The organism is Vibrio sp. R11-SG3-ISO9 (assembly GCF_059834255.1).
In genome coordinates this window covers 18,837-40,860 of sequence record NZ_JCBDGU010000051.1, presented here as the reverse complement: position 1 = coordinate 40,860, position 22,024 = coordinate 18,837, and the positions used below count along the sequence as shown (strand labels likewise).

Below are 22,024 nucleotides of genomic sequence, written 5' to 3'. Positions count from 1 at the left end.
CTAGCGATTCCGACTTCATGGAGTCGAGTTGCAGACTCCAATCCGGACTACGACGCACTTTTTGGGATTCGCTCACTCTCGCGAGTTGGCTGCCCTCTGTATGCGCCATTGTAGCACGTGTGTAGCCCTACTCGTAAGGGCCATGATGACTTGACGTCGTCCCCACCTTCCTCCGGTTTATCACCGGCAGTCTCCCTGGAGTTCCCGACATTACTCGCTGGCAAACAAGGATAAGGGTTGCGCTCGTTGCGGGACTTAACCCAACATTTCACAACACGAGCTGACGACAGCCATGCAGCACCTGTCTCAGAGTTCCCGAAGGCACCAATCCATCTCTGGAAAGTTCTCTGGATGTCAAGAGTAGGTAAGGTTCTTCGCGTTGCATCGAATTAAACCACATGCTCCACCGCTTGTGCGGGCCCCCGTCAATTCATTTGAGTTTTAATCTTGCGACCGTACTCCCCAGGCGGTCTACTTAACGCGTTAGCTCCGAAAGCCACGGCTCAAGGCCACAACCTCCAAGTAGACATCGTTTACGGCGTGGACTACCAGGGTATCTAATCCTGTTTGCTCCCCACGCTTTCGCATCTGAGTGTCAGTATCTGTCCAGGGGGCCGCCTTCGCCACTGGTATTCCTTCAGATCTCTACGCATTTCACCGCTACACCTGAAATTCTACCCCCCTCTACAGTACTCTAGTTTGCCAGTTTCAAATGCAGTTCCGAGGTTGAGCCCCGGGCTTTCACATCTGACTTAACAAACCACCTGCATGCGCTTTACGCCCAGTAATTCCGATTAACGCTCGCACCCTCCGTATTACCGCGGCTGCTGGCACGGAGTTAGCCGGTGCTTCTTCTGCAGCTAACGTCAAGAGATGCCGCTATTAACGACACCCCCTTCCTCACTGCTGAAAGTACTTTACAACCCGAAGGCCTTCTTCATACACGCGGCATGGCTGCATCAGGCTTGCGCCCATTGTGCAATATTCCCCACTGCTGCCTCCCGTAGGAGTCTGGACCGTGTCTCAGTTCCAGTGTGGCTGATCATCCTCTCAGACCAGCTAGGGATCGTCGCCTTGGTGAGCCATTACCTCACCAACTAGCTAATCCCACCTAGGCATATCTTGACGCGAGAGGCCCGAAGGTCCCCCTCTTTGGCCCGTAGGCATTATGCGGTATTAGCCATCGTTTCCAATGGTTATCCCCCACATCAAGGCAATTTCCTAGGCATTACTCACCCGTCCGCCGCTCGACGCCGTTATCGTTCCCCGAAGGTTCAGATAACTCGTTTCCGCTCGACTTGCATGTGTTAGGCCTGCCGCCAGCGTTCAATCTGAGCCATGATCAAACTCTTCAATTTAAGATTTTGTGACTCAATGAATACTGATTACATTACATAGTAATGTTGAATTGACTGTGCCGAATCTTACGATTCGAATTGGTCACTCAGTTCATTGAAATCATTTTGATACCGAAGTATCTGTTTGCCTTTGCTTATAAAAGCGAAAACAAACTTAGTGATATTCATCAACGAGTGCCCACACAGATTGATAGGTTCTAATTTTTAAAGAGCTTTACTTTTTTGAGGCTTACCTCTCAAAGTGGACGGCCATTCTAGCGAATTAACATTCAGTGTCAAACACTTTTTGAAAATTAATTTCTTTTGAATTTTCGTCTTACTGATTACTGCTGAAGCCTTGTGGCGCCTGCCGTGTCAGTGAGGCGGCATTATAGAGATACCTAAGAACTTGGCAACTACTTTTTCATAAAAATTGAATAAATAGGGGTTAACTGCCTAATAGTTCATCAAAACCAAAAAAAGAGAGCATTTCTGCTCTCTTTTTGAACGAATTAATACGCTTTTAGTTAAATAAATGCGTAGGCATCAGCGTACATATGCTCGCGTTTCGCATCTTTTTTCTCAGTAAATTGTTCTCTTGCAGCGCCTGCCATTTCAAAACGACCTGCTATATAGATGTCGTAATCAGCCAGAGACTCAAAGTTATGGTTAATTGCTTCTAGCACATTACCGGTTTGACCGTTCCATGCTGCTGGTGCGTCTTCTACTACTGGCACGAAGTGAACATTGCTGTGCTTTTCTGCAATCTCAGTTAGTTCTGCTTTCGCGTAAAGCTGGCGCTCATCTTTAGCCCCCCAGTATAGGTGAATCTCTTTTTGGCTATTCTGGGCGATACAGTGATCAAGAATAGAACGTACGTAACTGAAACCCGTACCACCAGCTACTAGTAATAGTGGACGATCGCTCTCTTCTTTTACCCAAGCGTCACCGTGAGGCGCATCAATCGCGATATCTCCATCTTCTGCTAGCGCTTTCTGCATAGCTTCTACTACTTCGAGCGCGTAAGCGTTATGTTCTGCGGCACCGATATGTAGCTCTAGTTCACCTTCGTGACGGCAAGGGCTGCTCGCAATTGAGAATGGACGCTTATCTTTCTCGCCCATCTCTACCATAAGGTATTGACCAGCTTTAAATGCTACTGGTGTTTCTGGGTGAAGTAGAATCTGGTACGTGTTACACGCCAACGGCTCGATAGACTTCACTTTACATTTAATTGTCATGCTATTCCTCTCACAGACCTTTAATCAGCAAAGGTCAGGACTAAATTACTTTCTGCTATTGCTTGGCAAGCGAAGATCCACCCTTGTTGCTGCTCTTTCTCTGTAAGCATCGGCTCAAGGTGGTAACTGACTTGCCCTTCTAGTTTTTTGCACATGCACATCGCACAAGCGCCGACTTGGCAACGGTTAGGGAAGTTAATGTTGCTGTTGAGCGCAGCATCCAACACCGTTTGCCCTTTTTCTATATCGAAGGTGATATTTTCTGGATACAAGACTACTTGGTAGCTCATAAGATTCCTAGTTGTTCCCAGATACTATCAACTTTTTCGACAATCTTTGGATCTTTTGTAATGGGTGTGCCCCACTCGCGTCGACACTCTTGACCTTGAATCTTATTCGTCGCATCCAATCCCATACGAGACAGTGAAGATGGTTGTGATTCAAAAATCGTATCGCGCGCCGGATCCATTCGCGTGGTGATCGCCCAGATAATATCGTTCCAATCACGAACATTAACGTCGCCATCACACACAATTACGAACTTGTTATCAGCAAACTGCTGCCAGATGGTTTCCATAACCTCTTTTGCATGATGCGCCTTCGCCTTCTCAATCGAAACCACGACCATGCTGCTATTGTTATTTTGCAGATGGATATCGATGATTTCTGGATGAGCTTGCTTGATCTGTTTTAGCGCTTGCTCGCATACCGGCTTGTCTTCACTTACAGCAGAAGCTTCAGGAGACAGTTCAAGCTCAGCATCCCACTTCTTGGTGATATCCAGCCCCATCTTAGAGCCTAAGCCAACAACTGGAGATGCAAAGTCGAGAGAATCAATAGGGGTGCTTTCTATCATCAATGTGTCACGCTTAGGGCTCATATGTTCCGCCATCGCTGCAGTGACTTCAGACCAATCACGTGCATTAACACTCTCATCGCAAACCAGTACAAACTTGGTGTACATGAACTGACGTAAGAAAGACCATACCCCCATCATCACGCGCTTTGCATGACCCGGGTACTGTTTCTTCATGGTCACTACTGCCATTCGGTATGAACACCCTTCAGGCGGTAGGTAGAAATCTTCAATTTCAGGGAACTGCTTTTGCAGAATTGGCACGAACACTTCGTTCAGCGCAACACCTAATACTGCAGGCTCATCTGGCGGACGGCCTGTATAGGTGCTGTGATAAATAGGGTCTTTACGCATGGTGATATGAGTAATGGTAAACACATGGTGTTTTTCTTTCTCATTGTAGTAACCGGTGTGATCACCATATGGACCTTCATCAGCAAACTCGTTCGGGTCGATATAACCTTCCATCACAATCTCTGCGCTGGCTGGCACTTCTAGATTATTGCTAACCGACTTAACCACTTCTGTTTTGCTACCACGTAGCAGACCTGCAAACGCATATTCGGAAAGCGTATCTGGCACTGGTGTTACCGCACCTAATATAGTGGCTGGGTCTGCACCAAAAGCAACTGATACTGGGAATGGCTTACCTGGGTTGGTCTCCATCCAGTCTCGAAGATCGAGTGCTCCACCTCGGTGAGCAAGCCAACGCATAATAATCTTGTTCTTACCTATCTTCTGTTGACGATAGATACCCAAGTTTTGGCGTTTCTTATTTGGCCCACGAGTAACCGTCAAGCCCCAGGTTAGTAGTGGTGCGACATCGTCCGCCCAGCAGCTCATTACCGGAACTTTATCGAGATCAACCTCGTCACCCTGCCAAACGATCTCTTGGCACGATGCTTTACGCAGGCGCTTGGCTGGCATATTTAAGACTTGTTTAAAGACTGGGATTTTTTCTATCGCATCTTTAAAACCTTTTGGCGGCTCTGGCTCTTTAAGATAAGCCAGTAACTTACCTACTTCGCGTAACTCTTTAACGTCCTGACGCCCCATACCGATAGCCACACGCTCAGGCGTACCAAATAAGTTGGTCAACACAGGCATGTTATAGCCAATTGGGTTTTCGAATAGTAATGCAGGACCACCAGCACGTAATGTACGATCGCTGATCTCTGTCATTTCATAATCGGGGTCGACAGGGTGAGAAATGCGCTTTAGCTGACCAATCCCTTCTAGGTGATCAATAAAGTCGCGTAAATCCTTATAACTCATAGGGCTTCTAATGCTGATTAATCTGCAAGCAGTATAACAAAAAGGGGCATCCTGAGATCCCCCTTTTTAGTAAGGTTATTGCGAGGTAAAACCCAGTTACGGTAGCACTTTCTGGATTACAGAGCTTTTAACTTGTGGGTTATCGTTAACTAAGTCTTGTAGCCACCCCGTGTGACCTTGTTTAGCTAACTCACGTGCGACCAACGAGGCTTCGTCTGCTATCGCCATGCGAGAGACTAGAAATGCTTTTACCTCTTCCGAGAGTGGGTTCACTCTTGTGAGTAAGGTGATCGCTTCTTCTTTTAGGCGTGGGTTCTTAGTTGCTGCCATCACCTGCTCCAATGCGAAAGGTTCTTTGCTTTCAGCCAAACGTACTAGCTCTGCTTGACTATGATAGTCGGCTTTCATCTTCCAAAGGATTTGGTAGACCTCAGGGTCTTCGCTGACTTGTGCCAAGCGTACTACCACTTCTGTTGATGGTAACCAACTCACGATTGGCGACTCGGTTAACTGTTTAGCTAGGTAATCCACCGCCTCTGGAGACAAACTATCGAGCTCACGAACTAACAATGCTTCTCGCGTTTGAACCTGATGGTCCGCTCCTGTTAGCCACGACTTTAAGTCGAGATCTTTCTTTTCAGCATTTAATACAAATACCAGGGTATTTTGGTCTTCGCGGAACTGTTTGATAAGACGGTTAGCAATCGATGGGTAGTTAAATGCAGGAACCGTAAATTCGTAGCCATCACCACGTTCTAAAACTTGGTAGGTAGGGGTAATCGCGAGCTGTTGCTCGACAAAGATCGACATCTTAGGAGTAAGAACGATACCTTGCTGCTCTATCTTTTTGAGTAGCTGAAAGCGAGCCACTTCCTGCTGGGGAAAGGTAAGACGCTCAAGGGCAAAGCGCAATGAGTTCACTTCATCGCGCATCACTAACTCTAGAAACTCTGAGGTCTTTTGTTTTACTTGGTCATTCTCCAGCCATGTTTCGACTGTTTGAGGAGACATCTCTGTCGCGAACGATACGCTGACAGGTGTAAATAACAGTGAAATAGACAGGAGTATTGACGACAACAGTCCATGTTGCATTTTAACTTCCTTGTAACACTTTTGGTTATTCTGCAAGCTACTCGCCAAAAATGCAAATAAAAAGCGCTACCAGTGGCAGCGCTTCATAGTCGTTCTAGATAACGATATCTAACTTATTGACGACGCATTGCGTCGAAGAACTCATCGTTGGTCTTCGTCATCGCTAGCTTGTCGATCAGGAATTCCATTGCATCGATTTCGCCCATTGGGTGAACAATCTTACGTAGGATCCACATCTTCTGCAGCTCATCGTTCTTCGTCAGTAGCTCTTCACGACGAGTACCTGAACGGTTAAAGTCGATAGCAGGGAAGACACGCTTCTCAGCGATCTTACGGTTCAAGTGGATTTCCATGTTACCTGTACCCTTGAACTCTTCGTAGATAACTTCGTCCATCTTAGAACCGGTATCAACCAGTGCAGTTGCTAGGATAGTTAAGCTACCACCCTCTTCTACGTTACGTGCAGCACCGAAGAAACGCTTAGGACGGTGTAGTGCGTTCGCATCCACACCACCAGTCAGTACTTTACCTGATGAAGGTACTACGGTGTTGTATGCACGTGCTAGACGAGTAATAGAGTCAAGTAGGATAACAACGTCTTTCTTGTGTTCAACAAGACGTTTCGCTTTCTCGATAACCATTTCTGCAACTTGTACGTGGCGAGATGCTGGCTCATCGAAAGTCGATGCAACTACTTCACCTTTAACTAGGCGTTGCATCTCGGTTACTTCTTCTGGACGCTCATCGATAAGAAGTACCATTAGCTCACACTCTGGGTGGTTGTGAGCAATGCTTTGTGCAATGTTCTGAAGCAACATTGTCTTACCCGCTTTAGGCGGAGCAACAATCAGACCACGCTGACCTTTACCAATTGGTGATGCAAGGTCAAGTACACGTGCTGTGATGTCTTCAGTAGAACCGTTACCGCGCTCCATAACCATACGCTCGTTAGCGTGTAGAGGGGTAAGGTTTTCAAATAGGATTTTGTTACGAGCGTTATCTGGTTTGTCGTGGTTTACCGTGTTTACTTTAAGCAGTGCAAAGTAACGTTCGCCATCTTTAGGTGGGCGAATCTTTCCGGCAATTGAGTCACCAGTACGTAGGTTGAAACGACGAATCTGACTTGGCGATACGTAAATGTCATCAGGACCAGCTAGGTATGAGCTGTCTGCGCTACGTAGGAAACCAAAACCGTCTTGCAGAATTTCTAGAACACCATCACCGAAGATGTCTTCACCACTTTTTGCATGTGCTTTAAGGATGGAGAAGATAATGTCCTGTTTTCTTAGACGAGCTAGGTTTTCTAGGCCTAGGCTTTCGCCAAGTTTAACAAGTTCAGATACAGGTCTGTTCTTCAGTTCTGTAAGATTCATTGTGGTGGATGCTTGTTTAGTCAAAATAAGATCTGTTTTCTAGTTAAGAGGGATTCGGTCACAGGATCGACCAAGAAGAGAAATTTGTTCAATTAACGTGCGATAAATTATCACTAAAACTAAGCCTAGTCTATAGCTTAGAAAAAACAAAACCGTGCATTTGTTAACTGCACGGTTTCTTTTTATTGCTTGCCTATTATAGGTTCGCGTCTAGGAACTCTTTCAGTTGAGTTTTAGACAGAGCACCAACTTTAGTTGCTGCTACGCCACCATCTTTGAAAAGAAGTAGCGTTGGAATACCACGGATACCAAACTTAGGTGGTGTACCCGCGTTTTGGTCGATATTCAGTTTACCGATAGTGAGCTTGCCTTCGTACTCGTCGGCGATTTCATCAAGAATCGGCGCAATCATTTTACATGGACCACACCATTCCGCCCAAAAATCAACAAGAACCGGGCCTGCAGCGTTGATTACGTCGTTATCAAAACCTTCATCAGTAAGCTGCAAAATCTTATCACTCATCTTCCACTCCAATGTGTTTTTTAGAACTGGTTGGATGATAACCAGTAAATAGATGCCCTATTGGAATGTATTTACTTTCGTATTGCAAGCTTAAGCTGATATTCTATAGCTATGAAAAAGACGCATATCACAGAGCAAAAGTTCGCCGATTTGGATTTAAACGCCCAAGTCATTGAAGGATTGGAGAAAAAAGGGTTCGAATATTGTACCCCAATTCAAGCCTTGGCGCTGCCGGTACTGCTCACCGGCCAAGACATCGCAGGCCAGGCCCAAACGGGCACTGGTAAAACGCTCGCGTTTCTTACTGCTACCTTTAACCACCTGCTAAATACGCCTGAACACGAAGGTCGTAAGCCAAATCAGCCTCGTGCGATTATTATGGCTCCGACGCGCGAGCTAGCGATTCAGATCTTTAACGATGCTGAGCCTCTTATCGCGAGTACTGATATTAAAGCGGCACTTGCCTACGGTGGCGAGAGCTACGATAAGCAGTTAGCAAAGCTAGAAGACGGTGTAGACGTTCTGATCGGTACTACTGGCCGTATCATCGACTTCTACAAGCAGAAGGTATTTAACCTGAACCACATCCAAGCCGTTGTACTGGATGAAGCGGACCGTATGTTCGACCTTGGTTTCATTAAAGACATCCGTTTCTTGTTCCGTCGTATGCCTGAGCCAAAAGATCGCCTGAACATGCTGTTCTCTGCGACGCTGTCTTACCGCGTACAAGAGTTGGCGTTCGAGCACATGCACAATCCTGAGCATGTTGTGGTTGAACCTGAGCGTAAAACTGGTCACCGTATCAAAGAAGAGCTGTTCTACCCATCAAACGAACACAAGATGGCACTACTGCAAACTCTGATCGAAGAAGAGTGGCCTGAGCGTGCAATCATCTTTGCCAATACTAAGCACAAGTGTGAATCTGTATGGGGCCACCTAGCAGCTGACGGTCACCGTGTTGGCCTACTAACGGGTGATGTACCTCAGAAGAAACGTGAAAAAATCCTTGAGCAATTCACTAAGGGTGAAGTTGACCTATTGGTTGCAACCGACGTTGCGGCACGTGGCCTACATATTCCTCAAGTAACTCACGTATTCAACTTCGATCTACCTGACGATTGTGAAGATTACGTTCACCGTATCGGCCGTACTGGCCGTGCTGGTGCAAGTGGTCACTCAATCAGCTTCGCTTGTGAAGATTACGCAATTAACCTTCCAACAATCGAAGAGTACATTGAGCACGCAATCCCAGTATCTGACTACGATGCTTCGGCACTTATTGAAGATCTGCCAGCACCATTGCGCCTGCGCACGCGTAACCCGCAACAGCGCCGCTCAAACAACGGTGGTTCTCGTAACGGCAACCGTAAGCCGAACCAAAACCGTCGTCCACGCCAGCCGCGTCATAACAAGGAAGCTTAAACGCCTATGACTCAAACAGTGTCACCCCCGCTATACGCTGCTATCGACCTCGGGTCGAACAGTTTTCATATGCTCGTTGTGCGTCATATCGATGGCAGCGTCCAAACCATGGCCAAGATTAAGCGCAAAGTTCGTTTAGCTGCCGGCTTAGATGAAAATAATGCTCTTAGCTTAGAGGCTATGCAGCGAGGTTGGGATTGTTTGAGTCTCTTTGCTGAGCGACTTCAAGATATTCCTACTGAGAACATCCGTATTGTGGGTACTGCTACTCTGCGTACCGCAACCAACGTGGATATTTTCTTAGAGAAAGCGAACCAGATTCTTGGTCACGACATTAATGTTATCTCTGGTGAAGAAGAAGCTGCGACCATCTATAAAGGCGTAGCGCACACCTCGGGTGGTAGCGGTCGTCGTTTAGTCGTCGATATTGGTGGCGCAAGCACCGAGATGATTATCGGTGAAGGTTTCTCTGCCAAAGCACTAACTAGCCTAAAAATGGGCTGCGTGACATGGCTTGAGCGCCACTTTAAAGATCGCCAACTGACGGCAAGCAACTTCGAGCACGCAATTGATGCTGCTAAAGCGACACTAGAGCCAATCCTAGAGAGCTACACCAAGCTAGGTTGGGATGTGTGTGTGGGCGCGAGCGGCACAGTACAAGCTCTGCAAGAAATCATGCTGGCGCAAGGTATGGATGAGGTTATCACTCATGCCAAGCTTAAGCGTTTGCAAAAGCAAGCGATGATCGCCGAACGTTTAGAAGAGCTAGAGATTGAAGGTCTAACTCTAGAGCGCGCTTTGGTATTCCCAAGCGGCCTTTCTATTCTGATTGCAATCTTTGAACTGCTTGAGATCGACTCAATGACACTGGCCGGTGGTGCACTGCGCGAAGGCCTAGCCTATGAGATGGTCGATGAGCTGCGCCAAGATGACATTCGTGCACGCACGATTGCGAGTGTTCAATCACGCTACCAGATGGATACTCAGTACGCTGAGCAAGTTTCTCAGCTGGCTGAGTCTCTTTACCAACAGGCTGGCAGCAGTGAGTGGATTGCAGAGCCTCAAGCTCTCGTCATGTTACAAACCGCAGCCAAACTGCACGAGATTGGTCTCACTATCGATTTTAAAAAGGGTGGTGAGCATAGTGCTTACTTACTTCAGCATCTCGATTTACCAGGCTTTACACGTGCGCAGAAGCACTTCCTTGGCGAGCTAAGTCGTCGTTACCGTGAGCAGTTGACATCATTACCAGAACAACATGCAATTTCAGGCACCAGCGCTAAGCGTGTACTGCGCTTATTGAGACTGGCTATTCTGTTAACTCACCGCCGTAACCCAGAACTAGAGCCAAAAGTGACGCTTGCTGCCGATGGCGATAACTTAACAGTGACCATCGATAAGCAGTGGCTTACGAGTAATCCGCTTACCGCAGCCGAGCTAGAGATTGAAGCCAACCGTCAAACCGACATTGGTTGGCCACTGACCATCGTTGAGTCGTAATCGGTACACGTATCTCAAATACACAAAAGGCCTTCTCAACTGAAGGCCTTTTTCTTATTTACTTCCCTGCACGCTTCCTTTCCACACTTCTACTCATACGCTCCATGACGAGAGTGCTGACTCCGAACCATGGCATTAATCCGATTGAATTGGGAATGCTCTCTTCCATTTCTTACGGCGATAATCACTATATACGCAGTAGAGTTTGAAGGTGATAAGGATAAACATGACGTACCTCAATGACAAAGAGTCACCATTCTACAAACCCATACCATCACGGCATCAGCAAAGGGTTACCATTCGATAATAACGATATAAAGGAAATATAAACCAAAACTTATCAGTTAGTTAATGGGGGTTATGTCGGTGTTCTAGCTTGAAGTTCGAAGAGATTTTAGAATGAGGAAAACAGCGAAGTGAGAAAAACAAGCGCCCTTTAACAGGAAGTCAAAAAGCGCTGAATAGATAAGTCGTCGTTGTCTATGCGTTTACGCCGGTAGCTTTAAAGCTAGGGTTAACCGCCGTCAGTTTCTTCACGATGTAGTTCAGTAACACGCCGTACATCGGTACGAACAGACCTAAGCTGATCACCAACTTAAAGCCATAGTCCACCAGAGCAATCTCAGTCCAATGTTCAGCCATGAATGGATCTGGGCTTTGGTAGAAAGCAATCGCAAAGAAAGCGATGGTATCAATTGCGTTACCGAATAAGGTTGAACATGTCGGTGCAATCCACCACTGTTTCAGTTGGCGCAGACGGTTAAATACGTGCACATCAAGAATCTGACCTAACAGGTACGCCATAAAGCTTGCTGCTGCGATACGAGCAACAAACAAGTTAAACTCACCAAGCTGCGCAAAACCTTGGAACTGGCCTTCAAAGAACACAACCGATAAGAAGTACGACACCGCTAGTGCAGGCAACATCACCAAGAAGATGATTTTACGCGCTAACTGAGCACCGAAAATACGTACGGTCAGGTCGGTCGCTAGGAAAATAAACGGGAAAGTGAACGCGCCCCATGTGGTATGCATACCGAAGATGGTAAAAGGCAGCTGAACAAGGTAGTTACTTGATGCAATAATGATCAGGTGGAATAGAACTAGCAGGGCTAGAGCTTTGCGCTGTTGCGCAGGCGTAAAGTTACTCATGCGGTACCTTTTTAGTTTGGTTTGGGGGTGAGGGAACCCAAATCGAGTGACTTATTCATTTATCATGAACAAGGCTCTTACCAATAATGTGAATAAAAAATCTGTTTAACTTTGCTCTATTGAGCGGCGGGCGATTATACATTAATCAATTTTGACTGCAATGAGAGGAATAAACGCAAACGTTTATCCCTAACATTTCTTCATTTCAGTAGTGATTCCGCGGGAGTAAAATTAGAAACCGCGTTTAAGCAGAGAAGCCAGATAATCGAACTCTTCTCGACTCGCCTCTGGGCTCAGAGACTCAAACCAGACTGACTCGCTATAATGTTCTGACTTCAGGAACAACTGACATCCTTCAAAATCCACTAGCCAAGAGTGCATATCCGCATCCCACTGCTTTTCAATCACACTGGCAGAAAGCAGCGCAATTAGCTTCTCTCCTAACTCAGGAAAAGTGTCAAAGTCAAAGCTTGGCGTGGTAATCAGCAGTCGCCCTTCTTCAGCAAGATATTCTCTCAGTCCAAATTCCATTTTACTTCTCTATTTATAATTTTCGGGACGTTAACCGTGGTTGGTAATGTGTTCTTGAATCAAATCAAGGAACGGATCGGCATATTTGTCCAACTTACGCTGGCCAACACCGTTGACTGCTAGCATCTCACCGTAAGAGGTTGGCAAAATTTCCGCCATGTCGATCAGTGTGGCATCACTGAAGACAACGTAAGGCGGCAAGCCATCTTCATCGGCAATCGACTTACGTAGCTTGCGTAGCTTAGCAAACAGCTTCTTATCGTAGTTCTTGCTGCTGAGCTTATCCGACTTCGCACTGCGTGCAGCAGTATCCAGACGTGGCACTGCCAATTCTAGCGTCATTTCTCCGCGTAGCAGCGGGCGCGCTTCTTCAGTCAGCTGCAACGTAGAATTACGGGTAATGTTTTGGAACAACAATCCTTTATGAATTAACTGACGGAAGATACTGATCCAGTAATCATGACTGTGGTCACGACCAATACCGTAGGTAGAGAGCTTATCGTGGCCGTTGTCGCGCACACGGATGTTCTGCATACCACGCATCACTTCAACCACATAACCCATACCAAAAGATTGGTTTACTCGATACACGCATGAAAGGGCTTTCTGCGCTTCTTCGGTCGCATCAAAGTGCTTGGGTGGATCGAGACAGATATCGCAGTTGCCACATGGCTTTTCACGATACTCACCAAAGTAGTTAAGCAGTACCTGACGACGACAGGTTTGCGCCTCAGCAAAGGCACTCATCGCATTGAGCTTGTGGGTCTCTACCTGCTTTTGCGGGCCATCATCTTTCTCATCCAACATGCGGCGTAGCCAACCCATATCTGCTGGGTCGTACAACATCATCGCTTCGGCAGGCAGACCATCACGCCCTGCTCTACCCGTCTCTTGGTAGTAAGATTCGATGTTTCTTGGAATATCAAAATGCACCACGAAACGAACATTGGGTTTGTTGATGCCCATACCAAACGCCACGGTTGCGACAACAATCTGAATATCATCACGCTGAAACGCTTCTTGCACATAAGCGCGTTCGTCTGTATCCATGCCAGCATGATAACCCGCAGCGCGAATACCGTTGTTACACAGCTTCTCGGTAACCATCTCTACCTTCTTGCGGCTACCACAATAGATGATGCCGCAATTACCACGCTGGGTTTCAAGGTAACGCACCACTTGAGAAACCGGTTTGTGCTTCTCTACCAGGTTATAGCGGATATTAGGACGGTCAAAGCTGCCTAAGTAGGTGTGAGGATCCACCAGCTGCAAGCGCTGAATAATGTCTTTACGCGTCGCATCGTCCGCGGTTGCCGTCAATGCCATATAAGGGACATGAGGAAAATACTGCTTAAGCTGACCAAGTGATGCGTATTCTGGACGGAAGTCATGACCCCATTGTGAGATACAGTGCGCTTCATCCACTGCGATCATCGACAGCGGCAAACCTTGCAGGCGCTCAATGAAATCACGCATCAACACGCGTTCAGGTGAAACGTAGACCATCTTTAATTGGCCTGAGTTCATGCGATTGAAGACTGAAATTAGCTCTTCACGTGGCATTGAGGAGTTAATACACTCTGCCGCAACACCATTGGCCTTGAGTTGATCCACTTGGTCTTTCATGAGCGAAATCAGTGGCGAGATAACTAATGTGAGCCCCTCACGCACTAACGCGGGAATCTGGTAACAGAGCGACTTACCACCACCGGTTGGCATAATCACTAGGCTATCTTGCCCGGACACCGCCATATCGATCACCTCTTGCTGACCATCTCTGAACTCTTGATAGCCGAACACCTCCTCAAGCACGCTTTGAGCGCTGATGGTGGTATTGGTGGTTTGTTCTGCAATCAAAGTAGCGGTCATTGGGTATCCTAATCGCGGGGTTAAATAAGCTCGCTCAGCAGTAAAGCGAGGCGACACATTGTAGAGGGGAATGGTGGTGAATAAAACCGCAAATTATTAGGTGAAACGGTCTAACGCTCCTATACTGACCAACTCTCTTTATAAATCTTATTCATAAGCACTCTGTGCCAGAGATAATTCATGACACCAGAACAACAACAGCGTACACGCCAAGGTATTTTGCTTGCGATTGGTGCGTATACGATGTGGGGCATTGCGCCTATATATTTCAAATCGTTAAGTGAGGTTTCTCCGTTAGAGATCCTAAGTCACCGTGTAGTTTGGTCTTTTTTCTTACTCGCTTTTCTACTACACCTTGGCCGTAGCTGGCGAAATGTTCGCGACACACTGACCTCCAAGCCGAAAATGACTTATTTGGTTGCTACCTCTCTATTGGTTGGTGCCAACTGGTTAATCTTCATCTGGGCGGTCAACGCCAACCACATGCTCGACGCCAGTCTAGGGTATTACATCAACCCGTTAATTAATGTGGTACTTGGTATGATCTTTTTGGGCGAGCGTCTCAGAAAGCTGCAGTGGTTTGCGGTTGGCTTAGCCGCGATTGGTGTCTTGATTCAGATTGTCGCGTTCGGTTCTATCCCTGTGGTGGCGATTGCTCTCGCCTTCTCATTCGGCTTCTATGGCTTGCTAAGAAAGAAGGTCAGCCTCGAAGCACAGACCGGCCTATTTATTGAAACCTTAGTGATGCTACCTGCTGCTGCCATCTACCTGTTGTTTATCGCGGATAGCGCAACATCGGACTTAGCGGCAAACCCAATGACGCTCAACCTGCTGCTGATCGCTGCTGGTATCGTTACAACCTTACCTCTGCTGTGTTTTACTGGCGCTGCAACACGACTCAAGCTATCGACACTCGGCTTTTTCCAGTACATAGGCCCAAGCTTGATGTTCTTATTAGCGGTTCTCATTTATGGCGAAGCCTTTACGACAGATAAAGCCATCACCTTTGCCTTTATTTGGGGCGCTCTGGTGATCTTCAGCTTTGATGGACTGCGCCACAACAAAAAAAGCAAACGCACTCAACAGTGATGTGATCGTTTTTTACAAGACAATTTAGAAATACAGAGATAAGCTTGGTTGGATTGATGATAATTTAACCAAGCTTTTTTATACCATGGATAAAGTCCACTACTACTCAACACCCACTGAAGATATCAGTCTGATCCAAGCTCAATACCAAGAGTTTGCTTTTCAGCGCCACTATCATTTGGACTTTCACATTGGTTTGATTACCCAAGGACAGCAAAAATTCATCTATAAAGGTACTAGCCATCATGTGGGAGCGGGTCAGGTAGTAATCATGCCACCAGATGAGCTGCATGATGGTCACTCAAAACTAGATTCAGGCTATCAGGTAAGCGTGTTCTCAGTATCTCCTCAATGGTTTCAAGATCTTGCGGATCCCGACCAAAACGGTCACACATTGAGCTTTTCGGAGCTGATCCTTTCTGATCACGCCGCTTTTTCACAACTACGCAACCTGCATGGCTTGCTCATCAATCAAAATATCAGCCAACTCGCCCAAGACTGCCTCCCTTTTGAAGGATTTTCGACGATTGTGGATCGTTACGCCAAGTTTGGATCCAAAACCGAGACTCAACTAGGTAATCAATCTATCGAAACACTGAAAGAGTATTTAATGGCAAACCTAGACCAGCCAGTACGTTTAGAGCAGCTCTCTGAACTATGTGACTTATCAACCACGCAGTTCCAGCGCCACTTTAAGAACAAAATGGGCATTACACCTTATGCTTGGCTAAGTCGTTTGCGTATGGAGCAGAGCATGAGGCTCATCAAATCAGGTGTGTGTGGTACTGACGTGGCGCATCAAGTTGGTTTCTACGATCAAGCGCATTTCTCAAAGGCGTTCAAGACAACCTTTGGTGTCCCGCCTTCACAAATCAACTGAGTGTTGATTATTTACAATTGCTCTGTGTGAGATCTAGGTAAGCTAACCCATATACCAACAACAGTTAGAATCTAGCTAAGCGTTATCGAGATTAGACAATGAACGAAATCACCATCCTTATCACCCTAGCCTCTATCCACTTTATTGCTTTAATGAGCCCCGGTCCTGATTTTGCGCTTGTGGTCCAAAATGCCACACGTCACGGTAGGCAGACAGGCTTGTACATCGCGCTAGGTTTGTCGTGTGGGATTTTACTTCACTCATTACTGAGCTTGACGGGCATCAGCTACCTAGTCCACCAGCAACCAACCCTATTTGCGATTATCCAGTTAGCCGGTGGTAGCTACTTACTTTACTTGGGCTATGGTGCTCTCAAAGCAACATGGGCAACGATTCAAAGTCATGATGACGACAATCAAGCGCTCAACTCGAAAGATCTTATTCTGACCAACAAACGTGAAGCATTCTCTAAAGGCTTTGCCACTAACATCCTCAATCCAAAGGCGTTAGTGTTTTTTATCAGCTTGATGTCGAGCTTAGTTCCTGCAGATATGTCTCTGTCGGGCAAAGGCTTTGCGCTACTTATCTTGTTTGGTCTGTCGCTATTTTGGTTCTCACTATTGGCTTGGATGCTTTCAACCAAAGCACTTCAGAAAAAGCTGCATGAAGCGACCGTTTACATTGACGGCTTGTGTGGCGCGCTATTCAGCATGATAGGTTTAAGTATCTTATGGCAATCGGCTTCATCATTGATCGCCTAAATTAGAATCAAGATTACAATTCGTTAACAACGTACTGGCTAAATATCATTTCCACTGCCAATCTAGCTCTGCATATGAAAAGGAGAAGATCATGCAGTGGAAAACAAAACTAACAACCCTCGCCACTTCTACCCTACTTTTTGCCTCTCACGTCAGTTGGGCAAATCAAGCTGCCGATTCCGTCGCCCCAGAACAAAGTAGTGGTTTAGAAGCCAAGCAACTCGTCAAAGCCAACGATTGGATGGTCACAGCAGCCAACCCATTGGCAACACAAGCAGGCGCTGACGTACTTGCGCGTGGTGGTAACGCAGTAGACGCCATGGTTGCGGTGCAGCTAATGCTTGGCTTAGTTGAACCACAATCGTCTGGAATTGGTGGGGGTGCCTTCCTTGTCTATTTTGATAACGAAGCCAAACAGCTAAAGACCTACGACGGCCGCGAAACTGCACCACTAGATGCGACCCCTCGCCTTTTCCAAGACGAAAATGGAAAGCCCCTTAAATTTTACGATGCCGTTGTTGGCGGACGCTCAGTTGGAACCCCAGGTACTGTCCAATTGCTGTGGGATACTCACCAAAAATACGGCAAGTTGGAGTGGACGTCACTGATAGAACCCGTCGCTCAATTGGCGAAAAAAGGCTTTACCATCAGCCCGCGCTTAGCGACGTTGATTGCCAATGATCAACAGCGCCTTAGCCGCTTTGCCACCACCAAGGCCTACTTCTTTAATACCGATGGCAGCCCGAAAACCGCAGGGACTCTTCTTAAAAACCCAGAGTACGCCGCAACACTAGAGGCCATTGCCAAAGACGGTGCCAAAGCGTTTTATCAAAGTGAAATCTCTGCAGATATCATCAACACAGTACAAACTGCCAAGGGAAATCCCGGTGTCTTAGCGCAAAAAGACTTCGACGCGTACTCTATCAAGCAGCGTGAGCCAGTATGTTCCGCTTATGAGAGCTACGATATCTGTGGCATGGGACCACCAAGCTCAGGAGCGCTCACTGTCGGACAAATCTTAGCAATGACTGAGCAGTTTGATCTCAAATCTTGGGGACCAAACGATGCAAAATCTTGGCAAGTGTTAGCAGACGCTTCTCGCCTAGCCTTTGCAGACCGTGGTATGTACATGGCAGACCAAGATTACGTACCAATGCCAACTCAAGGGTTAGTAAACACTGACTACCTTAAAGAACGTGCGCAGCTCATCACTGCAGGAAAGGCATTGGAAAGCGCGCCATCAGGTACGCCACCTTGGGATCACGCGATGCAAAGAAGCCAAGATATCTCGATTGAGCTTCCTTCCACCAGCCACTTCAATATCGTCGATAGCGATGGCAATGTCGTGTCCATGACCACGACGATTGAGAATGCGTTTGGCTCGCGCTTAATGGTGAGAGGCTTCCTACTTAATAATGAATTAACCGACTTCTCATTTAAAACTCATAACGATGGTAAGCCTATTGCTAACCGCCTAGAACCGGGCAAGCGTCCACGCTCTTCGATGGCGCCAACCATCATTATGCAAGATGATAAGCCTTACATGGCGATTGGCTCTCCGGGTGGCAGCCGCATCATAGGTTATGTTGCACAAGCAATCATCGCTCATACACTGTGGGATATGGATATTCAGCAAGCGATCAACCAACCACACTTCCTAAATCGTTTTGGTACCTTAGATATAGAAAAAGGCACCTCAGCCGAAAACTTCAAACCTGAGCTAGAAAAGATGGGATTTGAGGTCAATATTCGCGATCTTAACTCTGGTTTACACGCTATTCGCATCACTAAAGATGGCTTAGAAGGGGCTGCAGACCCTCGTCGTGAAGGTGCAGCGATAGGTAAATAGTCGGTTATTACGCCTTTTTACTCACTGCCTTGTGAGAGATCTCTTACAAAGCAGTGAGTATATATCGATATTTAACTAAGAAAACTAGCAACAACAGCACCTAAACCATTGAAATAAAACAATACGTCTATTTTGACACCAATATTACTGTGAGAAATTTGAGTTTCAGCCATTGCTGATAAATTGGGGATCGGTAATATGAATGGTGTCGGAAGGATGCTGACACGGAACAGGAAAACACCAAGGACTTGGTTATCTTCAGGATGAAGATTCGATTACTCAGGATGAATAATCGGCACGGATAGCGAAATTGGACATTGAATGGACGCAATAGTAACTAGGATGGTTGCTACTAAGGAAAGACAATGGACACCTCTGGACGAGGAAAGGACTGAACATCAGGATGATGTAAAGGACACCGCTCAAGGAACAAGTGACGCGCGCTAACGAGGATTGTTGGCAGATCGGGATAAGATCAAGGACACCGCTAGGAAGGCGACGAAAGGAATACGCTGAAGGATAACAGCACACTATCATGGATTAGATGCATGGAGCACACTTAGTAGCCGGATTGCTGCGAGTAAGACTATAGACCCCGATGAGCGCAAGCTCTCGGGGTTTTTCTTTATCTGCTGTTTATCGCCTTTCTGGGTACTCAACTTATACCAATCACAGTAAGTAAGTGATCAAAAATAGCGCAGGAAAAAGGCTTGAGAACAAGGCAGTTTTTTTGCAACAGAGAGTTTCGATAAGTAGTTATTCTACAATCAAAAATTCTAATGCAGTTATCGAGCATTTTAACAAGCTAGGGTGAGCAATTATTTACTACGATTGGTATTAAGTATCGCTCAACAAAAAAGCCGCCCGAAGGCAGCTTTTCAAATCACTCTAGTTTTCTAGCACTTAACCTAGCTTCTCTAAACGAGCGTAAGCAGTCACCAGCCATTTGATACCCTCGCCGTTGAAGGCCACCTGAACTCGGCTCTGTGGACCACTGCCCTCAAAGTTGATAATGGTACCTTCACCAAACTTAGGGTGTTTAACACGTGAACCTAAGCTAAAACCAGTTTCGTTGAAGTTCTCTTTAACTGCGGTTTGTCCAAAGCGACCGCTACTTGCCGGACGACTCACCTGTGCTTTCATTCGTACTTCATCAAGACAAGTTTCAGGCAGTTCACGAATAAATCGTGATGGCTTGTGGTACTTATCTTGGCCATATAGGCGACGCATTTCTGCGTAGGTGATGTAGAGCTTCTCCATTGCACGCGTCATACCTACATAACAGAGACGACGTTCCTCTTCTAAGCGCATCGCATCTTCGGCAGACATCTGGCTCGGGAACATTCCCTCTTCGACACCAACCATGAACACCATTGGGAACTCAAGACCTTTAGCACTATGCAGAGTCATCAATTGAACAGCGTCATCAAACTCATCGGCCTGACCCTCACCCGCCTCCAGTGCGGCATGAGTCAAAAATGCCGTCAGCAAGCTCATCTCTTCGGCTTCTTCTGGCTTCTCGAATTGACGAGTCGCCGTAACTAGCTCTTCCAAGTTCTCAATACGTGCCTTCGACTTCTCGCCTTTTTCTTGCTCATACATAGCAAACAAGCCAGACGACTTAATCACGTGGTCAGTCTGTTCATGCAGGCTCATCTCGTGAGTGTCATCTTCTAGTGCGTTGATAAGCTCGATAAATCGGCTCAATGCCCCTGCTGCTCTGCCCGCCAAAACCTGCTCTTCAAGAAGTGCGATACTCGCCTGCCACATCGTCGCGCCACGATCGCGTGCAGCAAAACGAATGGTCTCTAAGGTTTTATCACCCATACCGCGCGTTGGCGTATTCACCACACGTTCAAAGGCTGCGTCATCATTGCGGTTAGACATCAATCGCAGATAGCTCAGTGCATCTTTGATCTCCTGACGTTCGAAGAATCGCATGCCGCCGTAGATACGGTAAGGCAATCCACCTTGAATCAAAGCTTCTTCGAGTACACGAGACTGGGCGTTGTTACGATAAAGCATCGCCGTATCATTCAACGCTCCGCCCTTGTCTTGCCACTCTTTGATTTTGCTCACCGTAAAGCGCGCTTCGTCGAGTTCGTTATAAGCAGAATAAACCGAGATAGGCTCACCGTCATTGCCGTCTGTCCACAGCTCTTTACCCATACGCTCAGTGTTATTCGAAATCAATTCGTTCGATGCTTGCAGAATGGTCTTAGTTGAGCGGTAGTTCTGTTCCAGACGAATGGTGGAAGCACCTGGAAACTCATCTAAGAACTTTTGGATATTCTCAATTTTAGCGCCGCGCCAGCCGTAGATTGATTGGTCATCATCGCCTACGATCATCACGCGACAGTCAGGACCTGCCATCATGCGCAGCCACGCGTATTGAATGTTGTTGGTATCTTGAAATTCGTCGACCAAGATATGCTTAAAGCGCGCTTGGTAGTGTTCACGAATGTGCTTTTTATCACGCAGAAGCTCATGACAACGCAGCAAGATCTCAGCAAAATCAACCAGACCAGCACGATCACACGCCTCTTGATACGCAGCGTAGATCTTAAGCCAGGTCTTAGTGACTGGGTCATTGTAGGTATCAATATGGCTTGGACGTAATCCTTCATCCTTCTTGCCATTGATCCACCAAGACGCTTGTTTCGCTGGCCACTGCTTCTCATCGAGATTTTGCGCTTTAATCAGACGGCGCAATAAACGAATTTGATCATCGGAATCAATGATCTGGAAATCTTCTGGCAATTTCGCATCTAAGTAGTGAGCGCGCAAAACACGGTGACAAATACCGTGGAAGGTGCCGTTCCACATACCTGAAGAGCTACCCATCATCAGCTCATCAATACGACCACGCATTTCAGCGGCCGCTTTGTTGGTAAAAGTCACCGACATGATAGAAAACGGCGACGCCTGCTCTACAGTTTGCAGCCATGCGATACGGTGAACCAACACTCGCGTTTTACCACTGCCTGCTCCCGCTAAGATCAGCAAGTTTTCTAAGGGTGCAGCCACTGCCTCACGCTGCTTGTCGTTGAGGCCATCGAGTAAAAGCGAAGGATCAATCATTTGGGTTTGCTCACTACTGGGTATTTATACATAAAAGTTGATTATAACCTAAACACAGAGCGCAGTTTAGGAGAATAAGAAGAAAAAATATCCAAAAATAAATTATTAATAATCATAACTTTACACATCGATATATCATTTATTTCTATAAATCTTCAGTTCTTTTGAAATTATTTCTTAGTTCTTCCTATCC

At 46.6% G+C, this 22,024-nt stretch carries 16 protein-coding genes and 1 rRNA gene; 6 read left to right on the top strand and 11 right to left on the bottom strand.

The features are described 5' to 3' along the window. The 7 genes from AC6R05_RS19095 to trxA all read right to left on the bottom strand — a co-directional run. A 16S ribosomal RNA gene (locus AC6R05_RS19095) occupies nucleotides 1-1,358 on the bottom strand; the annotation flags it as partial. 506 nt (nucleotides 1,359-1,864) lie between these two features. Further along, nucleotides 1,865-2,578: an NAD(P)H-flavin reductase gene (fre, locus tag AC6R05_RS19090; RefSeq protein ID WP_152469453.1), complete on the bottom strand. Its 714-nt coding sequence runs from the start codon at nucleotides 2,576-2,578 to the stop codon at nucleotides 1,865-1,867. 20 nt (nucleotides 2,579-2,598) lie between these two features. After that, entirely contained in the window at nucleotides 2,599-2,868 is a 270-nt protein-coding gene (locus tag AC6R05_RS19085) for a 2Fe-2S iron-sulfur cluster-binding protein (protein WP_032552274.1), read from the bottom strand. Continuing rightward, nucleotides 2,865-4,709 (bottom strand): 4-hydroxy-3-polyprenylbenzoate decarboxylase, encoded by a 1,845-nt coding sequence (gene ubiD / locus AC6R05_RS19080; protein ID WP_500648325.1) that lies wholly within the window; start codon nucleotides 4,707-4,709, stop codon nucleotides 2,865-2,867. The genes AC6R05_RS19085 and ubiD overlap by 4 nt, the downstream gene beginning before the upstream one ends. A gap of 96 nt (nucleotides 4,710-4,805) precedes the next feature. After that, the gene (locus AC6R05_RS19075) at nucleotides 4,806-5,801 is read right to left on the bottom strand and encodes a hypothetical protein (RefSeq protein ID WP_500648324.1); all 996 of its coding nucleotides are present in this window, start codon (nucleotides 5,799-5,801) and stop codon (nucleotides 4,806-4,808) included. Nucleotides 5,802-5,914: 113 nt separating this feature from the next. After that, nucleotides 5,915-7,174 carry a transcription termination factor Rho gene (rho, locus tag AC6R05_RS19070; protein ID WP_032552271.1) on the bottom strand — a complete coding sequence of 420 codons (1,260 nt, stop codon included), beginning with the start codon at nucleotides 7,172-7,174 and terminating at the stop codon, nucleotides 5,915-5,917. Nucleotides 7,175-7,370: 196 nt separating this feature from the next. After that, nucleotides 7,371-7,697 carry a thioredoxin TrxA gene (gene trxA / locus AC6R05_RS19065; protein WP_032552270.1) on the bottom strand — a complete coding sequence of 109 codons (327 nt, stop codon included), beginning with the start codon at nucleotides 7,695-7,697 and terminating at the stop codon, nucleotides 7,371-7,373. Between the two features lie 111 nt (nucleotides 7,698-7,808). On the opposite strand from trxA, the gene rhlB reads away from it, so the two are divergent. Then, a complete protein-coding gene (gene rhlB, locus AC6R05_RS19060; RefSeq protein ID WP_500648323.1) occupies nucleotides 7,809-9,119 on the top strand; it encodes an ATP-dependent RNA helicase RhlB in 1,311 nt (436 codons plus the stop codon). Between the two features lie 6 nt (nucleotides 9,120-9,125). After that, a complete protein-coding gene (gppA, locus tag AC6R05_RS19055; RefSeq protein WP_500648322.1) occupies nucleotides 9,126-10,619 on the top strand; it encodes a guanosine-5'-triphosphate,3'-diphosphate diphosphatase in 1,494 nt (497 codons plus the stop codon). A 480-nt stretch (nucleotides 10,620-11,099) separates the two neighbouring features. On the opposite strand, the gene AC6R05_RS19050 is transcribed toward gppA, so the two are convergent. The 3 genes from AC6R05_RS19050 to recQ all read right to left on the bottom strand — a co-directional run bounded on the left by AC6R05_RS19050 (nucleotide 11,100) and on the right by recQ (nucleotide 14,171). Further along, nucleotides 11,100-11,771 (bottom strand): 7-cyano-7-deazaguanine/7-aminomethyl-7-deazaguanine transporter, encoded by a 672-nt coding sequence (locus tag AC6R05_RS19050; protein WP_032552267.1) that lies wholly within the window; start codon nucleotides 11,769-11,771, stop codon nucleotides 11,100-11,102. A gap of 231 nt (nucleotides 11,772-12,002) precedes the next feature. Then, nucleotides 12,003-12,302: a DUF3630 family protein gene (locus AC6R05_RS19045; RefSeq protein ID WP_500648321.1), complete on the bottom strand. Its 300-nt coding sequence runs from the start codon at nucleotides 12,300-12,302 to the stop codon at nucleotides 12,003-12,005. Nucleotides 12,303-12,332: 30 nt separating this feature from the next. Further along, complete coding sequence (gene recQ, locus AC6R05_RS19040; RefSeq protein WP_032552264.1) at nucleotides 12,333-14,171, bottom strand: ATP-dependent DNA helicase RecQ; 1,839 nt, start codon at nucleotides 14,169-14,171, stop codon at nucleotides 12,333-12,335. 180 nt (nucleotides 14,172-14,351) lie between these two features. Here recQ and rarD point away from each other — a divergent pair, with 180 nt between their 5' ends. The 4 genes from rarD (at nucleotide 14,352) to ggt (ending at nucleotide 18,750) form a co-directional block, all read left to right on the top strand. Beyond that, a complete protein-coding gene (gene rarD / locus AC6R05_RS19035) occupies nucleotides 14,352-15,260 on the top strand; it encodes an EamA family transporter RarD (protein WP_150895985.1) in 909 nt (302 codons plus the stop codon). Nucleotides 15,261-15,345: 85 nt separating this feature from the next. Beyond that, nucleotides 15,346-16,140: a helix-turn-helix domain-containing protein gene (locus AC6R05_RS19030; RefSeq protein ID WP_500648320.1), complete on the top strand. Its 795-nt coding sequence runs from the start codon at nucleotides 15,346-15,348 to the stop codon at nucleotides 16,138-16,140. A 98-nt stretch (nucleotides 16,141-16,238) separates the two neighbouring features. Beyond that, entirely contained in the window at nucleotides 16,239-16,901 is a 663-nt protein-coding gene (locus tag AC6R05_RS19025; protein ID WP_032552261.1) for a LysE family translocator, read from the top strand. A gap of 91 nt (nucleotides 16,902-16,992) precedes the next feature. Continuing rightward, complete coding sequence (gene ggt, locus AC6R05_RS19020) at nucleotides 16,993-18,750, top strand: gamma-glutamyltransferase (RefSeq protein ID WP_500648319.1); 1,758 nt, start codon at nucleotides 16,993-16,995, stop codon at nucleotides 18,748-18,750. Between the two features lie 903 nt (nucleotides 18,751-19,653). Here the strand turns inward: ggt and uvrD are convergent. Continuing rightward, nucleotides 19,654-21,831 (bottom strand): DNA helicase II, encoded by a 2,178-nt coding sequence (gene uvrD, locus AC6R05_RS19015; protein WP_032552259.1) that lies wholly within the window; start codon nucleotides 21,829-21,831, stop codon nucleotides 19,654-19,656. Nucleotides 21,832-22,024 lie beyond the last annotated feature (193 nt).

Excerpts from the sequence above, each read along its gene's own strand:
- fre (WP_152469453.1), bottom strand. The coding sequence starts at position 2,578 with ATGACAATTAAATGTAAAGTGAAGTCTATCGAGCCGTTGGCGTGTAAC.
- AC6R05_RS19085 (WP_032552274.1), bottom strand. The coding sequence starts at position 2,868 with ATGAGCTACCAAGTAGTCTTGTATCCAGAAAATATCACCTTCGATATA.
- ubiD (WP_500648325.1), bottom strand. The coding sequence starts at position 4,709 with ATGAGTTATAAGGATTTACGCGACTTTATTGATCACCTAGAAGGGATT.
- AC6R05_RS19075 (WP_500648324.1), bottom strand. The coding sequence starts at position 5,801 with ATGCAACATGGACTGTTGTCGTCAATACTCCTGTCTATTTCACTGTTA.
- rho (WP_032552271.1), bottom strand. The coding sequence starts at position 7,174 with ATGAATCTTACAGAACTGAAGAACAGACCTGTATCTGAACTTGTTAAA.
- trxA (WP_032552270.1), bottom strand. The coding sequence starts at position 7,697 with ATGAGTGATAAGATTTTGCAGCTTACTGATGAAGGTTTTGATAACGAC.
- rhlB (WP_500648323.1), top strand. The coding sequence starts at position 7,809 with ATGAAAAAGACGCATATCACAGAGCAAAAGTTCGCCGATTTGGATTTA.
- gppA (WP_500648322.1), top strand. The coding sequence starts at position 9,126 with ATGACTCAAACAGTGTCACCCCCGCTATACGCTGCTATCGACCTCGGG.
- AC6R05_RS19050 (WP_032552267.1), bottom strand. The coding sequence starts at position 11,771 with ATGAGTAACTTTACGCCTGCGCAACAGCGCAAAGCTCTAGCCCTGCTA.
- AC6R05_RS19045 (WP_500648321.1), bottom strand. The coding sequence starts at position 12,302 with ATGGAATTTGGACTGAGAGAATATCTTGCTGAAGAAGGGCGACTGCTG.
- recQ (WP_032552264.1), bottom strand. The coding sequence starts at position 14,171 with ATGACCGCTACTTTGATTGCAGAACAAACCACCAATACCACCATCAGC.
- rarD (WP_150895985.1), top strand. The coding sequence starts at position 14,352 with ATGACACCAGAACAACAACAGCGTACACGCCAAGGTATTTTGCTTGCG.
- AC6R05_RS19030 (WP_500648320.1), top strand. The coding sequence starts at position 15,346 with ATGGATAAAGTCCACTACTACTCAACACCCACTGAAGATATCAGTCTG.
- AC6R05_RS19025 (WP_032552261.1), top strand. The coding sequence starts at position 16,239 with ATGAACGAAATCACCATCCTTATCACCCTAGCCTCTATCCACTTTATT.
- ggt (WP_500648319.1), top strand. The coding sequence starts at position 16,993 with ATGCAGTGGAAAACAAAACTAACAACCCTCGCCACTTCTACCCTACTT.
- uvrD (WP_032552259.1), bottom strand. The coding sequence starts at position 21,831 with ATGATTGATCCTTCGCTTTTACTCGATGGCCTCAACGACAAGCAGCGT.